Here is a 13,395-nt window from a genome sequence, read left to right on the forward strand (position 1 = left end):
CAGCACGTGTGGGGGGCGCAAGGGCGCCAGCCACCGACGAGAAGGAGGGGCGTCCCATGGCAACACGTACTGCAACCGGCACGCGCGAGATCGAGGGCCGCGACAGCGTCGGCCTGTACCTCGACGAGATCGCCCGGAATCCCCTCCTCGACGCCGCCTCCGAGGTGGAGCTCTCCAAGACGATCGAGGCCGGCCTGATGGCCGAGCACCTCCTCGCCGAGGGCCGCGTCGGCCGCAAGAAGGGCGGCGCCCCGATGTCGGCCACCCAGGAGGAGCTGGAGTGGCTGGCCGAGGAGGGTCGCAAGGCGACCACCACGTTCATCAACGCCAACCTGCGCCTGGTCGTCTCGATCGCGCGCAAGTACGGCCGCGCCCAGATGCCGATGCTCGACCTGATCCAGGAGGGCAACACCGGCCTGATCCGGGCGGTCGAGAAGTTCGACTACACCAAGGGCTACAAGTTCTCGACGTACGCCACGTGGTGGGTCCGCCAGGCCATCACCCGCGGCATCGCGCAGCAGGCCCGCGTGGTGCGGCTGCCCGTGCACGTCGTCGAGGAGCTCAACCAGGTCGGCGGCGCGCGTCGTACGCTCGAGCGCCAGCTCGGCCGTGAGCCCGACGCCGCCGAGATCGCCACCGAGCTCGGGATGGAGCTCGACCGGGTCCTCGACCTGATGGCGTGGGGCCGCGAGCACGTCTCGCTGGACTCCCCCGTCGACGAGGACGGCGGCACCTCGCTGGGCGACCTGATGGCCCAGGAGACCGCACCCGGCCCGGACCTCACCGTCCTCGACGTGGAGTCGCGCGACCGGCTGAACGCGCTGGTCGGCAAGCTCGACGAGCGGGCCGCGGACATCATCCGCTCCCGCTACGGGCTGGTCGACGGCCGGCAGCACAAGCTCGCCGACATCGGCGCCAAGCACGGCATCTCCGCCGAGCGGGTGCGTCAGCTCGAGCGGGAGGCGCTGCAGAAGCTCCGCCGCCTCGGCGACCCGGACCTGGCCGCCTAGGAAACCAGCTGCTCGAAGACCTCCGTCACATGCTGACGGAGGTCTTCGTGCGTTCCGGTGTTATCGATGACGTACGTCGCGATCGCGCGGCGCTGCTCGCGCGTGGCCTGAGCCGCGATCCGCGCCTCGGCGTCCTCGCGCGACATGTCCCGGTCTCGCGCCAGCCGCTCCACCTGCACCTCGGCGGGCACGTCGACGACCAGCACCGCGTCGAACGTGTCCGCGCGGCCGGACTCCGCCAGCAGCGGGATGTCGTGGATGACCACGCCGTCCTCCGGGGCGCTCGCCTCGAGCTCGGCGTACCGCTCGAAGACCAGCGGGTGCACGATCCCCTCGAGCACCTTGCGCCGGGCCTCGTCGTTGAAGACGATCTCGCCGACCTTGGCGCGGTCCATGTCGCCCTCGGCCGTCAGGATCTCCGGCCCGAACGCCTCGACCACCTGCTCCAGCCCCGGCGTCCCCTTCGCGACCACCTCGCGCGCCAGCCGGTCGGCGTCGATCACGACCGCCCCCAGCTCGGCCAGGATCGCCGACACCGTGCTCTTGCCGGACCCGATGCCGCCCGTCAGCCCCACTCGCATGGCGGACATCCTGCCCGATGCGGTATCAAACGCACCGTGACGACCTACGCACTCGGCTCGGACGACGCCGAGCTCACCCGCCTCGAGCAGCAGTCGGCGCGGATCGCCGATCCCACGCGCATCCTGCTCCGAGCCGCCGGCATCGCGCCCGGGATGCGGGTGCTCGACCTCGGCACCGGCATCGGGGACTCGGCGGTCATCCTCGCCGAGCTCGTCGGTCCGTCCGGTTCGGTGGTCGGCCTGGACAACGACCCCCGGATGGTGGCGACGGCGCGGGCCCGGTGCGCCGGCCACACCAACGTCTCCTTCGTCGACGGCGACGTGACCGGGGCGGTCGGCGACGGCGAGTACGACGCGGTCGTCAGCCGGCTGCTCGTGCTCCACCTGGCCGACCCGACCAGCGTGCTGCGCCGCTACCTGGCCTCGGTGCGTCCCGGCGGCCTGTTGGTCACGCTCGACTACGACACGCGGGCGGCCGGCGCCGAGCCCGCCGTACCTCTCGTGTCGGAGCTGTTCGGGCTGGTGGCGGCGGCCCTGCGCTCCGCCGGCGCGGACCCGACCATCGGCTCGCGGCTCCAGGCGATCCACGCGGATGTCGGGCTCGACGACATCGGCGCCCTGGCGATCACGCAGTACCTCCCGCCCGACTCCCCCGTCGGCCCCGGCCTGCTCAGCGGCGTCGTCCGCTCGCTGGCACCGCGGATGGTCGCGCTCGGGCTGGCGACCGAGGCGGAGCTGGACCTGGGCACGCTGCCCGACCGGATCTCCGCGGCGCTGCAGCGCAGCGGGTCCTTCTTCGTGCCGCCGACGCTGGCCGCGTCCTGGGGCCGGCGGCCCTGACGACCGGCGGGAGTTGGCCGACCAGGCACTGCGCCCGGATTGGCAGGTCGAAGACGCTGCCGAGCGCCTCAGAAGGACTCACGGCGATCATGCCGCATCGCCCACAGGTCAATATCTCAGCAGGGAGGCCAGCCGGCCGATTGAACTCGGGACGTCCCTAGGAGAGGCTCATGCTCACAGACGGCTGCGGCGCGAGCGACGATGATGAACACCTGAGGCTCGGCGATCGCCCGATCGGCTCCTTCTCGCCCGATAGCTCCCGATATGTCGGGGCGCTGGGACGCGTTCTCCTCATCTGGGAACGTGCGCACGGCGTAGTCCTCACCCCCGCAGCGCTGAAGTCGTTCCGGGATCGGCCAGAAGTTTCGGTCTTGAAGGGCGTACCGGTGGTGCCGCTGGAAGGGGCGGCATACTCCGCCGTTGCGCTCAGCCGCACCAAGACCCTGCGCCTGCGCGAATGGGTTTCGTTGATACCGGTTGAGTTGCATTCGGTCGCTCCCGTGCCTCCTCTCCCCATCGTCCAGAAGCCAGTCGCGCGGCGATCCCCGCTTACTCCAGGACCGGGAAACGTGAGCCGTGCGGAGTTCGAGCGATGGCGGAAGGATCGTTGAGCGCCCCAACCGCCGTGACAGCATGCGGGAGAGGGCCGACGCAGACGTCCAACTCCGTTATGGGTGACCGCAGCCAGGCGTGGATACTCGATCGGACGATCGAAGGACGAGACGTACATCCCTGGGAGTTCTCGCTCCGCGGTTCTTAAGGCACGCCACGGGGCAGATCCCGGAATCTCTCGCCGGGTCAAGGGACCTTGGTCTTGGAGGCAGGGTCTTCGGACCTCGCGATGCAAGCGATGTGGGCCACGGAAGTCAGACTCGTGAGCCTCCAGGTATCGCCCAATCGCCGCCGTTCTCCGACCTCGACGGGCGCTACTCAGAGCATCGAGCAGGAACGCTGGACGGTCTTGCCGCCATAACAGAGTCAATGCAGCTGATCAGCCATCGCCCCGCAAGGAAGCACATGAACCGTATCGCCCGCATCCCGAGTCAGTTCAAATACCGCCAGGCGGACGCCAGCGTCGGTGATCGTTGGTGACAGAACCCTCCGCCATCGCCCGATCAAGCGTCGCCGTACCACTCGCGTAAGGACTGCTGTGGACTCCAAGAGCTCGCGCAGCAGCGCGCCGGCGGTAGCAACACTGCTGGGAGCGTCGTGATGCCGCGCCAGGATGAGGTATGCACCGTCAAGCACCGCACCATCGAGACTGAGGATCGCTGCCCCCGCAGGCACCCTGACGGCATCCGGGAACAGCACCGAAGGGCGCAGGAGGCCGTGGCCGCGCCGCAGCCGCGACCCGACCGCCCCACGCCGCAGGAAAACTACGACCGTAACCTGCTCAAGTTCGCCCGCGAGCAGGCCGCGATGACCGGCTTCGACCTGTCCACCTTGGATCGGCCCGAGTTCGACTGGTGGGCCAAAGCGGTCGGGCTGAGCCGTCGAGATGCCCAGTTCGTGTGGGATCACCAGCCTCGACGGAGCCGTGGGCGCGACACCCTGCCCCGACGCGATCAGGTCGGCGGAAACCGCGCGAGGGAGGCTGCCCGGCCCAACGACGCGTGGTTAGACCGTCAGGAAGAACAGCGTCGAGCGTTCGAGGCACAGCGGGACCACCATGCCGCCGACTGGCAGGCTTACGTCATCGCGTTCCATGCGTGGGCCGACCAGCGGGGCATGACTCGCAGTGAGCGAGTGGAGGCCCTAAGCACGCAGGGTCTACCTCGCCATCTGCGCCAGGTGGTCCTACAACAACAGGCCACGGGCACCTCCGAGCCTCAGCCGCCGAAGCGACCCACCGAGCAGCCCACCCCGGCGGACATCGAATGGGCCGACCGCTGGCGGCCACGCATCAGACGCACTGCCGGGGTAGTCGTTGCCCTGGTCTTGGCCGCCTTCCTGTTCACCGCAGTCTTGGGTGACGCCCAGGACGACCCCTCGACCTCCGAGGCCGACGGGTCCTCCGACAGTTCCACGGCGCTGAGCCCGGCGGAGAGGCGCGAGCAGCGACGAGTGCGTGCGCAGGAAGCGAAGGCTGACTGCCTTAAGGAGCGCGGGGCAGGCGCAACGATGCGCACTTGTGGCGGAGACCGGTACGTGACGTGTGACAACGCGGCACACGTGAAGTACGAGGGCTCCGGCGAGTACAAGGGAACGACCATCGTGTGCGACGAGAACAACTTTGTGGCAGTGGCTTGGGATTCCGACGACGACCACGCATTCAAGCGAATCTGGTACGCGGGCCGCTGGATCGGTCGGGCGGTATCGCCCGGACACGGCACCCGTCAGGCGAAGCCGGCACCGAAGCCGGCACCTGAGCCGTACGTTCCCCCGGCCCCAACACCGGACTACTCCGACGACTCGGACAGCTCGTCCGGAGACGACCTGTCCGGATACACCGGCCCTCGTTGCTACGCGCCCGGAGGAAAGACCTGGACGCCCTGCTGACCCGGCTTCGACTCGACCGAGCTGCGAGGTTGGCACCCGACCACGCCGCGACGTGACGCGTCCGGCTCTTCCCCGATGATCACGCCTCCTGGCCGCGTCCTATCGCTGCGTCCAGCCCCGAACAACCTGTCTGCCGGCGGTCGCAACGCAGTGTCGGCGGCGGAAGGCATCGTTGCGCTCATGATCGAGGACCGTGACTGCGCGATGTACATCGACGGCGATGGCGTCCCGTTCTGGCTCATGGAGCTCGCCATCCGCGACGCGCGCTCAAGGTGCGCTGACGTGTCCGTCCGCGCTTACAAGACTGGACGAACCCAGGCAACAACCGACTCATGGTCTCCTTGTGGGAGCTTGGGGTCGACCTCGTTCAAGTCAACCCACACGCCGGGCTCAGCAACGGCACTGGCATCGCGATCGCTGTTGACGCCGTCGACACGCATCATTTCGCCGCGAGTTCGCTCGGACTGTGAGGCGAATGCGGCGTCGTCCTGACCTCGCGGGGTACGGACAACCCATGACCACGAATCCAAACGAGCAGCCGATCGAGGACCCCGACGTCAGCCCCGGTGTCACTCCGGAGCCAGTCGATCCGACCGACCCGGGGACGGGCGACGACCCCGCTGTGAAACCTTCATCCGACCCACTCTGACCCGTGAGGCCGCCTTGGTGGGGGCCTCCAACCGCTGCTGGAACGGACTCTGCGGTCGCAGCACGCGACGCCGACGGGCGAGATCAGGGCATCCTTTGCTTTCGTCACGTATCCAGTGGTCGCGTCGCTGTCTCCTGACCTCTGACAGCAGCCCGAGACCCAGTCACTCGCAGAGGTGATGGTCGTGACCACCGCAAGCATTGACGATCGACAGTTCGGCCAGGATCGCGCATCAGGACTCTTCGGCCGCCTCGGCGCCGGCTTCAGGTCGTCGGTGATCTACCGCACCGCCGTCGCGCTGTGGATGAACGTGCTGATCGGGCTCGTGGCCGTCGCCACCGTCACCTTGGCGTACGTCCTCCCGCAGGACGGCTTCCCCGACCAGGAGGTGTGGGCCGTCGGAGCCCTGAAGCTGTTCGCCCTCTGGTGCCTCTCCTTCGTCCCCGGTTGGCTCTACGTCCGGTTCCTCGGACTGCGTGCCGGAGTGCTGTGGGCCGAGTACGTCCTCAACCTCCACCGGATGGGGTGGGACGCCAAGGAGAACCTGCCCGCGCCTCCTCCGGGATCGGTCTCTCGGAGCGACCTGAGCAGTGGGACCTCGTCCGAGTCCAACGTCTACCGGCAGAAGTTCGACGCCTACTACGGCCGACGGGTCTCGAGCTCGTCGACGAATCCGTCCGACACCCAGAACTTCACCGTGTCGGTCGAGACCCTCTTTCCGATCTTCTTGTGCACCACTGTCCTGGCTGTCGGCTGGGCGACGGTCCTGTGGGAGACCGACATCGTGTTGTCGCCCTCCGGTCCTTGGGACGCGCTGAAGTTCGGCTTCCTCGGTGCGTACGCCTTCGCGGTCACCATGCTGGTTCGTCGCTTCTACCAGAGCGACCTCCGGCCCAGCGCGTACGCCGGCGTCGTACTCCGCATCGTCCTGGTCCTGCTGATCGTCGCCGTTCTCCACCAGTTCTTCGCACTTGACTCGACCGGCGGGGCAACCTTGAGCAACACGGAGATGATCACGGCCTTCGTCGTCGGCTTCTTCCCGCTCGTCGGCCTCCAGGCTCTCCAGCGGGTGGCGTCCAAGGCCCTGCGGGTCGTCGTGCCACAGCTGTCGCCGGAGTATCCGCTGGACCAGCTGGACGGCCTGAACGTCTGGTACGAGGCCCGATTGACCGAGGAAGGCGTGGAGGACATGCAGAACCTGACCACCATGAACCTGGTCGACGTCATCCTCCACACCCGGGTGCCGGTGGGCCGCCTGGTCGACTGGGTCGACCAGGCGTTCCTGCTGATCCACCTGGAACCGGTCGACCGCAAGCAACTCGCTGCGGAGCGCCAGGCCGGGTCGCTGACCGGCGCTGACCCGCGTAGCGGCGTCCGCACCCGGATCGCGTTGCGTCGGGTCGGCATCCGAACCGCCACCGACCTGCTGAAGGCGATGCCTGAGCCGGACGACCCCCGACCCGCGATCAGGAACCTGGGGCTGGAGGTCGACCAGCTCCGTGTTCTCGCGACCGTGCTCAAGAACGAGGAGGGCCTGACGCCCGTCTGGAACTGGCGCTGCAACGGCGTGCCGCGGTCGACCGACCGCGGCGGCAGATGAGATTTGCCTGCTGCCCAACGGCGTCGGCCGCACCGAAGAGCCGCGGGTGGCGGCCCACCGGTCAGGTGCGAGTCAGGATTGTCCCGAGTCGCTCAAGGGAGCGTTCGGCGTATCCGCTCCACATGCGGCCGATCACGTTCAGAGTCAGTCGCGCCGGCGATCCCGTGGGATACATGGTCCAGGCCCACGTGACCCGTGAGCTCGTTCCCTCTGCGGCGACGGACCAAGCGCCTTCGACGCTGCGCAGGAAGGGTCGGAGCCGACCGTGGAAGTCATCGAGCTGGTAGGCGAAGCCGCGCGGTCGATCGACTGAGGTGAGCGTCTCCCGCAAGCTCCCACCGTCCGCGAGCATGATCACGCGGTTCTGGCCAACGCTTCCCCAGCCCGGCGGCTCGTCCACCACTTCCTGCACTGGCGGGAAGGCGGCGTACCGCCGACTGAAGAGGTCGGGCAACCGCGCACCCATCAGCCCGTCGAAGGCCCTGACCTGTTCAACGGGGAACAGCCGCGATGCCTCAACGCGATAGCCCGACATGATCGAACACTACGCCCCAGAATTCGATACTGCCGTCGGCAGAGTTCTGCAGGGACCCCGACCACGGACGGCGAACGGGGTTCGTTGCGCTCAGCTCGTCGCCGTCGTCGCGTCTTGTCGCCGCGAGATGGCGCCCGGAAGGACGCACCGACCACGGGGCAAGGCCGCGCGCATCACGACGAGCAATCGCCTCGAACGCGAAGGCGCACGTCCAGCCCGGTCCGATCAGAATCCTGCCGGGGACGGGTAGGCCGTGCAGGTCGCAGGCTCGCCCGAGACGATCAGCCCGTTGGTCTCGATGATGATGCTTCCGTTCGGAGGCACGAGGTCAGGGTAGGTGGACGTGCCGCCGATGATGTCGCCCGCGTTGTCCCGGCAGACCACGCCTACGCGCAGGTCCTGCAACGGCTCACCCGTCGGGTTGTCGAAGGGGAACGCGGCCTCCCAGGAGCCGTACTCCTGGGTGATGCTCGCGGCGTTGACCGGGTCTAGCTCGATATCGGACTCGTCGAAGGTTCCCTCGTCCTCTACGAGCAATGTCGGTTCGACTGAAGCAACCTTGCTCCGCTTTGGGAGGTCCGTAAAGACGTGCATCGCAAGGATCTGGCCGGCGTACGCGAAGGACTCCAGTTGGGTCTCAGTCGCGAGGATCTCGCCGGCCTCATCGAGGAAGTTCACCGACACCGTGACAGTCTGCCCGCCGTGGTCAGACGTGTTCTCCACGATTGCCATGGCGGCCGCATACTCGCCGGACTGCCCGAAGCCGTAGTCCACGAGTTCGCCACCGTCGTCCTCCTCAGTCGGTTCGCTAGTGTCCGTTGCGGAGGCGGAGGCGGAGGCGTTCGGGTCGACATCGCCGTTGCCTTCGCCAGTGAACGCCGCTGCGTACTGTTCAGCGTCGGACGGCTCAAGGTCTCCCCAGACCCGGAGGAGGAATGGGCCATCGAGGTAGTGATACTCGGTGCCAAGCATCGGGACATCCTCGAGGACGCCCTGGATGTACTCGGACCGCTCCTGCGCAGCGTCGGCGTCTTCCCACTGCTCGACGGAGGCGCCACACTCAATGCCGAGCTCGTCGCAGTCCACGCGCTCGTCGTAGATCACGGCAGCGGCGTCGTAGCCATTCGGGCGGCCGATCAGGTCGTTCGGGTCGTTGTCCTCAGTGATCTCGACGACTTCGGTGACCGAATCAACCTGATTCTCGATCTGCTCAGCGACGGACGTGGCGTCTTCGCCCGCTGCAGCGCCGTCCTTCCCGCCGTCGCCGCATCCTGAAACGAGAGCGAGCGGGAGGACGAGTGAAGCGATCCATGCGCGTGTCATGCCGGGAAACCTAGTGCGCCTGACCGACACAACGCAGGACCAGCACAGGATCCCGATCTCTTGCGACTGGTGCGCTGCATCGGGTGCGTCAAACCGCCGCAAGCGAGGCCGTGTCTACGGCGCGACTGCCCGCGACCACGGAGAGTCTCTAGTCACAGCCGCACTCCCCCGACACCGAAGGCACCAGGAAGCAGGCGGGGCACGGGGCGCTCAGCTCCTCGAACCGTTCCTTCGCGCCCGCACGCCTCCTGAACGTGGACAACGGGAACCACTTGTGCCCTTCGTCGTCGATTTTGAGCCCACCTGGAACCAGTTGCGGATCGAGGTCGACCGCCCACCCTCCTTTGGGCCAGTACAGGTATCCCGCAGCGATGTACACCGCCACACGGCCGCCGACCCGGGCTCCGATGTACTGCGCGGAAGTCGGCTTGTAGTAGTCCGCCTCGGGCAACAGATCTAGGGAAGACTCGATGAGCGCTCGATCCGAGGAGCTCCAGCCGTCCCGCCAGTTCATGACCTGCTGCCGCGTCATCTCCCTGCTCATCCAGCCAGTCTCCCGGACGCTCTAGAACGAACGCGCTGGGATCGCCGGGACCGGACGAATCGGAATAGGCCCGAGCTTCCGTCGCGACGAAAGCCACGGTCATTCCGCCGCCTGTCGGCGCCCGGCAGCGACCGGACCTGCCGCCTCCGGCGGCCACCTCCCTGCCGATCAGCAACGGGCGATGGCACGATCGCTGCGTGGAGGCGGTGTGGGCGCGCAGCAGCAACGGGGAGCTGGACGACCCTCGGGCTGGCGACGTGCTTGCTCACGACGGGATTCGCATCCTGGGGACGGTCGAACGCACGGCCGAGTCCGTGGACTCCGTGCGCCGGTTCGAGACCTCCGTCCCGCCGGAGGCAAGTTCCGAGTACGTGATGACCGGCGCGGTGATCAGCGCCGCCGACTTCCGGGTCGCTCGGCGATCGCGTCCCGGGCACGGTGGCACCGACGTCGTACTCTCCGTGGGCGGCGAGCTGGTCCAGGCTCAGGTTCCAGGACCGGCTTCAACGCTGATCGTCGGTGCTCGCGTCGCCGTAGCCGGCGAGGTCACGCTCATCCCGGACCACGAGTGGGGTTCGTTCCCACTGGTCGATACTCGCCGCCGCTGGTTGATCGCCGACGTGAGGACTCTCGGCGACGGCGAGTACTTCCTCCTACTCGACCCGGCCGCTGAGCCGGCCGAGTCATGAAGAACGTCGCGGGCAGGCGACCGGTCGAGCCCTTGCTGATCACGCTTCTGCTCGTTGTCCTCGCCGTCGTGTCACTGACTCTCGGTGTGACCTCCGAGGGACCGAGGGGACTCTTCCTCGGACTCGTGGTGCCTGCACTCTGTATCGGATGCATCTCAGCTACGGGTGGGATGCTTCGTGCGTTCATGGTCGCCGCCGTCGCCTGGCTTGTGGGCATCGAGCTGGCACCGCGTTTCAGCAGCGACGTCGACGACGATGTCATCAACCTCTGGCCGTTCCTCGTCGCCAGCGGACTGGTGCTCGCGAGCTGTCTGGGGATGCTGTGCCGCATCGGAATCGACGGTCTCCGAGATCGACGGACGAGCGCGGACGAGTAGGCGGGGGAAGTCGATGTCCGCGCGGGACTAGGGTCGCGGCATGCCCGTCTTCAGCTGGCGTCCCGCCAACCGAGCCTCGGCGGAGGACGTCGAGTCGGTCTTCGCCGCGGGGCCTGCCAGCAAGTGCCGTTGCCAGGCGATGAAGGTGCCGGGCTGGATCTGGCGCGACACCACCCAGGAGCAGAGGGAGGCCGCCCTGCTCGAGCAGACCGCCTGCGGCACGTCCGGGCCCACGTCCGGGTTGGTCGGGTACGTCGACGGCGAGCCGGCCGGGTGGGTCGCGATGGAGCCCCGGGCGAACTACCCCAGGCTGTGGAGCCGGAAGCAGCCGTGGATGCGGATGGACCCCGAGCTCGAGGGCGTCTGGGCAGTCACGTGCTTCCTCGTCGGCAAGACCTGGCGCCGGACCGGGCTGAGCTACGAGCTCGCCGCCGCCACCGTCGAGTACGGCCAGCAGCAGGGCGCCCTGGTACTGGAGGGGTACCCGATCGAGCCGGCGCCGGGCAAGTCCGCGATCTGGGAGGAGGCCTCGGTGGGCCTGCTGCAGGTCTTCCTCGAGGCGGGCTACGAGGTGGTGGCCTCGCCCACCCTGCGGCGGCGCGTCGTCCGGCGGCACCTGGGCGGCCCCTCCTGACGGACGGTGAGCTGGCGCCTCAGCCGGGGAGCTCTCCGGACCGGCGGGGGTAGCGGTGTCGTTCGATCGCGGTGCCGTCCAGGTCGCGCACGACGTGCTGGACGCCCCGCACGCGCGCCTCGTCGCGGCCGGCCTCGAGGGCCGCCTCCCTCGTGGGGAACTCCCCGGTCACCGGCCCGCGGGGGCCGACCGAGTTCCGCCACATTCCCTCTTCGCAATACGTCTCGATGGGCTCTCCCACCACGATCATCCCCTCCCAGGTGTGATCGGGCCGAGTTCCCGTGCCAGCTCCCTACCGACCTCGGCCCGTCACTACCTACCTGTGTCCGGGAGCCGGGTTTGTTACACGGCTGCGGCGGTCGCGCGGCAGACCTCGTCCCACGGGGTCGGCTTCAGGCCGAGCTCGCGCTCGATCGCGCTGGAGTCGAGGACGTACGGCCGCTCGAACTGGTAGACGGTCTCCCGCAGCTCGCGCAGCAGCGGCACCACGGCACCACCGACGCCCAGGAGCGCCTTCGGCCAGGCCTTGACCGCGACCGGCTGGCGACCGGCCGCCCGGCACACGTCGGCGACGGCCTGCTCCTGCGTGACCGCCGGGTTCGTCGGGGCGTTCCAGACGCGGCCCCACGCGTCCGGCGCCTGGGCGACCGCGACCAGGGCGCGACCCATGTCGCGCACGTCGGTGAACGAGTGCGGCTGGTCCGGCCGGCCGAACACCCGCACCGCCTTGCCCTCGAGCGCGCGCGGCGTGACCTGCGGGATGTGCGCGTTCGCGCTCAGCGGGCCCATGTAGTCCGAGCCCCGCACCTCGACGGCACGGATCCGGCCGGCGTCGTGCCGCTCCTTCGCCTCGGCCCACATCGCGGCCCGCAGCCGGCCCTTGGCGCCGGTCGCGGCGTCCGGCAGGTCCTCGGTCATCGGGCCGTCGACCGCGCCGTACGCGTAGAGCGGCGCGGCGGTCACCAGCACCGCGCCGGTCCGCTCGGCGGCCTCGAGGAAGGCGGCCGCGACCGGCGGCCAGTACGTCTGCCACACCGTGTACGACGGCGGGTTGATGCAGTTGTAGAGCGCGACCGCGCCCGTGGCGAGCGACGTGAGCCGGTCGGCGTCCGCGGCGTCGGCCGCCACGCGACGGGCGCCGGGCACGGCCGCTCCGGCTCCGGTGCGGCTGACCAGCAGCACCTCGTGGCCCTGGGCGGCGAGCTCGGTGGCGGTCGCGAGACCGACGGGTCCGGCTCCGACGACGACGTGCAGATCGGTCATGGCTTCCTCCTGGTTTCGTATCGAGAGCACTGCTCTCGTTCCGAGAACCCTGACACACGCCGACGTCGAAAACAAGAGCACTGCTCTCGCACTGTGCCAGGATGAGGCCATGTCCCGCGCCGAGACCCGTGCCGAGCACACCCGTGCGATCCAGGCGACCGGCCGCCGCCACCTCGCCGAGGTCGGCCCGGCCGCTCTCTCGCTGCGCGCGATCGCCCGCGAGGTCGGCATGGTGTCCTCCGCGGTCTACCGCTACTTCCCCAGCCGCGACGACCTGCTGACCGCGCTCATCGTCGAGGCGTACGACGAGCTCGGCGACCACGTCGAGGCCGCCGAGAGGCAGCACGAGCGCCTCGACGACCGGTTCCGCGCCGTGTGTCGCGCGATCCACGACTGGGCGCGGGCCAACCCGCACGAGTACGCGCTCGTCTACGGCTCCCCCGTTCCCGGGTACGCCGCTCCGGACACGACCGTGACGTCCGCCGGCCGGATCACCGGCGCCTTCCTCGCCCTGGCGCTGGCCTCCGAGCAGGCCGGCGTACCCCTGGCCACCACGGCTCCCCTGTCACCCGCCGAGAGCGCCGCCCTCGAGCCGGTGCGCGACGCGATCGGCGAACCGATCGGCGAGGAGCGGCTGCTGCGCTGGCTGATGGCGTGGAAGACGGTGTTCGGCCACGTCTCGCTGGAGCTGTTCGGCCACCTGCATCGCGGCGTGCTCGACTACGACGCGCACTTCGACCAGGTCATCGGCCAGCTCGCGACCGACCTCGGCCTGACCAGCGGCTAGCTGTACCCGGCCATCAGGTTGGTAGCCGGCTGATCGGCGGGAGCCCGTCGAGTGCGCTGTGGCG

The 13,395-nt window shown here is 68.9% G+C and carries 15 protein-coding genes; 9 read left to right on the plus strand and 6 right to left on the minus strand.

Annotated elements, in window-relative coordinates; genetic code table 11:
• The first annotated feature begins 56 nt into the window (after positions 1-56).
• Positions 57-1,010 carry an RNA polymerase sigma factor RpoD/SigA gene (locus MJ604_RS23015; RefSeq protein ID WP_243061080.1) on the plus strand — a complete coding sequence of 318 codons (954 nt, stop codon included), beginning with the start codon at positions 57-59 and terminating at the stop codon, positions 1,008-1,010.
• On the opposite strand, the gene coaE is transcribed toward MJ604_RS23015, so the two are convergent.
• On the minus strand, positions 1,007-1,591 hold the full coding sequence (coaE, locus tag MJ604_RS23020; RefSeq protein ID WP_243061082.1) for a dephospho-CoA kinase: 585 nt from the start codon (positions 1,589-1,591) through the stop codon (positions 1,007-1,009). The two genes, MJ604_RS23015 and coaE, sit on opposite strands and share 4 nt — an antisense overlap.
• 36 nt (positions 1,592-1,627) lie before the next feature.
• On the opposite strand from coaE, the gene MJ604_RS23025 reads away from it, so the two are divergent.
• From MJ604_RS23025 to MJ604_RS23040, 4 genes are all read left to right on the plus strand, one after another.
• The gene (locus MJ604_RS23025; protein WP_243061084.1) at positions 1,628-2,431 is read left to right on the plus strand and encodes a methyltransferase domain-containing protein; all 804 of its coding nucleotides are present in this window, start codon (positions 1,628-1,630) and stop codon (positions 2,429-2,431) included.
• A 170-nt stretch (positions 2,432-2,601) separates the two neighbouring features.
• Positions 2,602-3,042: a hypothetical protein gene (locus tag MJ604_RS23030; protein WP_243061086.1), complete on the plus strand. Its 441-nt coding sequence runs from the start codon at positions 2,602-2,604 to the stop codon at positions 3,040-3,042.
• Between the two features lie 601 nt (positions 3,043-3,643).
• Entirely contained in the window at positions 3,644-4,930 is a 1,287-nt protein-coding gene (locus MJ604_RS23035) for a hypothetical protein (RefSeq protein ID WP_243061088.1), read from the plus strand.
• A 923-nt stretch (positions 4,931-5,853) separates the two neighbouring features.
• Entirely contained in the window at positions 5,854-7,179 is a 1,326-nt protein-coding gene (locus MJ604_RS23040) for a hypothetical protein (protein WP_243061089.1), read from the plus strand.
• A 61-nt stretch (positions 7,180-7,240) separates the two neighbouring features.
• Here MJ604_RS23040 and MJ604_RS23045 read toward each other — a convergent pair whose 3' ends face one another.
• The 3 genes from MJ604_RS23045 to MJ604_RS23055 all read right to left on the minus strand — a co-directional run bounded on the left by MJ604_RS23045 (position 7,241) and on the right by MJ604_RS23055 (position 9,581).
• A complete protein-coding gene (locus MJ604_RS23045) occupies positions 7,241-7,714 on the minus strand; it encodes an SRPBCC family protein (protein ID WP_243061090.1) in 474 nt (157 codons plus the stop codon).
• Between the two features lie 225 nt (positions 7,715-7,939).
• Positions 7,940-9,037, minus strand: coding sequence for a hypothetical protein (locus MJ604_RS23050; protein WP_243061091.1), 1,098 nt, complete (start codon positions 9,035-9,037; stop codon positions 7,940-7,942).
• Between the two features lie 148 nt (positions 9,038-9,185).
• Positions 9,186-9,581, minus strand: a complete 396-nt coding sequence (locus MJ604_RS23055) for a hypothetical protein (protein ID WP_243061092.1) — start codon at positions 9,579-9,581, stop codon at positions 9,186-9,188.
• A gap of 314 nt (positions 9,582-9,895) precedes the next feature.
• On the opposite strand from MJ604_RS23055, the gene MJ604_RS23060 reads away from it, so the two are divergent.
• From MJ604_RS23060 to MJ604_RS23070, 3 genes are read left to right on the plus strand one after another with little or no spacing between them, the layout of a single operon-like run.
• Entirely contained in the window at positions 9,896-10,270 is a 375-nt protein-coding gene (locus MJ604_RS23060; protein WP_243061093.1) for a hypothetical protein, read from the plus strand.
• Positions 10,267-10,647, plus strand: a complete 381-nt coding sequence (locus tag MJ604_RS23065) for a hypothetical protein (RefSeq protein ID WP_243061094.1) — start codon at positions 10,267-10,269, stop codon at positions 10,645-10,647. The genes MJ604_RS23060 and MJ604_RS23065 overlap by 4 nt, the downstream gene beginning before the upstream one ends.
• A gap of 40 nt (positions 10,648-10,687) precedes the next feature.
• Positions 10,688-11,281 (plus strand): GNAT family N-acetyltransferase, encoded by a 594-nt coding sequence (locus tag MJ604_RS23070; protein ID WP_243061096.1) that lies wholly within the window; start codon positions 10,688-10,690, stop codon positions 11,279-11,281.
• A 19-nt stretch (positions 11,282-11,300) separates the two neighbouring features.
• On the opposite strand, the gene MJ604_RS23075 is transcribed toward MJ604_RS23070, so the two are convergent.
• Both MJ604_RS23075 and MJ604_RS23080 read right to left on the minus strand, forming a co-directional pair.
• A complete protein-coding gene (locus tag MJ604_RS23075; protein WP_243061098.1) occupies positions 11,301-11,486 on the minus strand; it encodes a DUF2188 domain-containing protein in 186 nt (61 codons plus the stop codon).
• Between the two features lie 137 nt (positions 11,487-11,623).
• Positions 11,624-12,544 (minus strand): NAD-dependent epimerase/dehydratase family protein, encoded by a 921-nt coding sequence (locus tag MJ604_RS23080; RefSeq protein ID WP_243061101.1) that lies wholly within the window; start codon positions 12,542-12,544, stop codon positions 11,624-11,626.
• Positions 12,545-12,653: 109 nt separating this feature from the next.
• Here MJ604_RS23080 and MJ604_RS23085 point away from each other — a divergent pair, with 109 nt between their 5' ends.
• Positions 12,654-13,331, plus strand: coding sequence for a TetR/AcrR family transcriptional regulator (locus tag MJ604_RS23085; RefSeq protein WP_243061103.1), 678 nt, complete (start codon positions 12,654-12,656; stop codon positions 13,329-13,331).
• Positions 13,332-13,395 lie beyond the last annotated feature (64 nt).

Source organism: Nocardioides sp. SR21 (assembly GCF_022761125.1).
Classification (GTDB): Bacteria; Actinomycetota; Actinomycetes; order Propionibacteriales; family Nocardioidaceae; genus Nocardioides.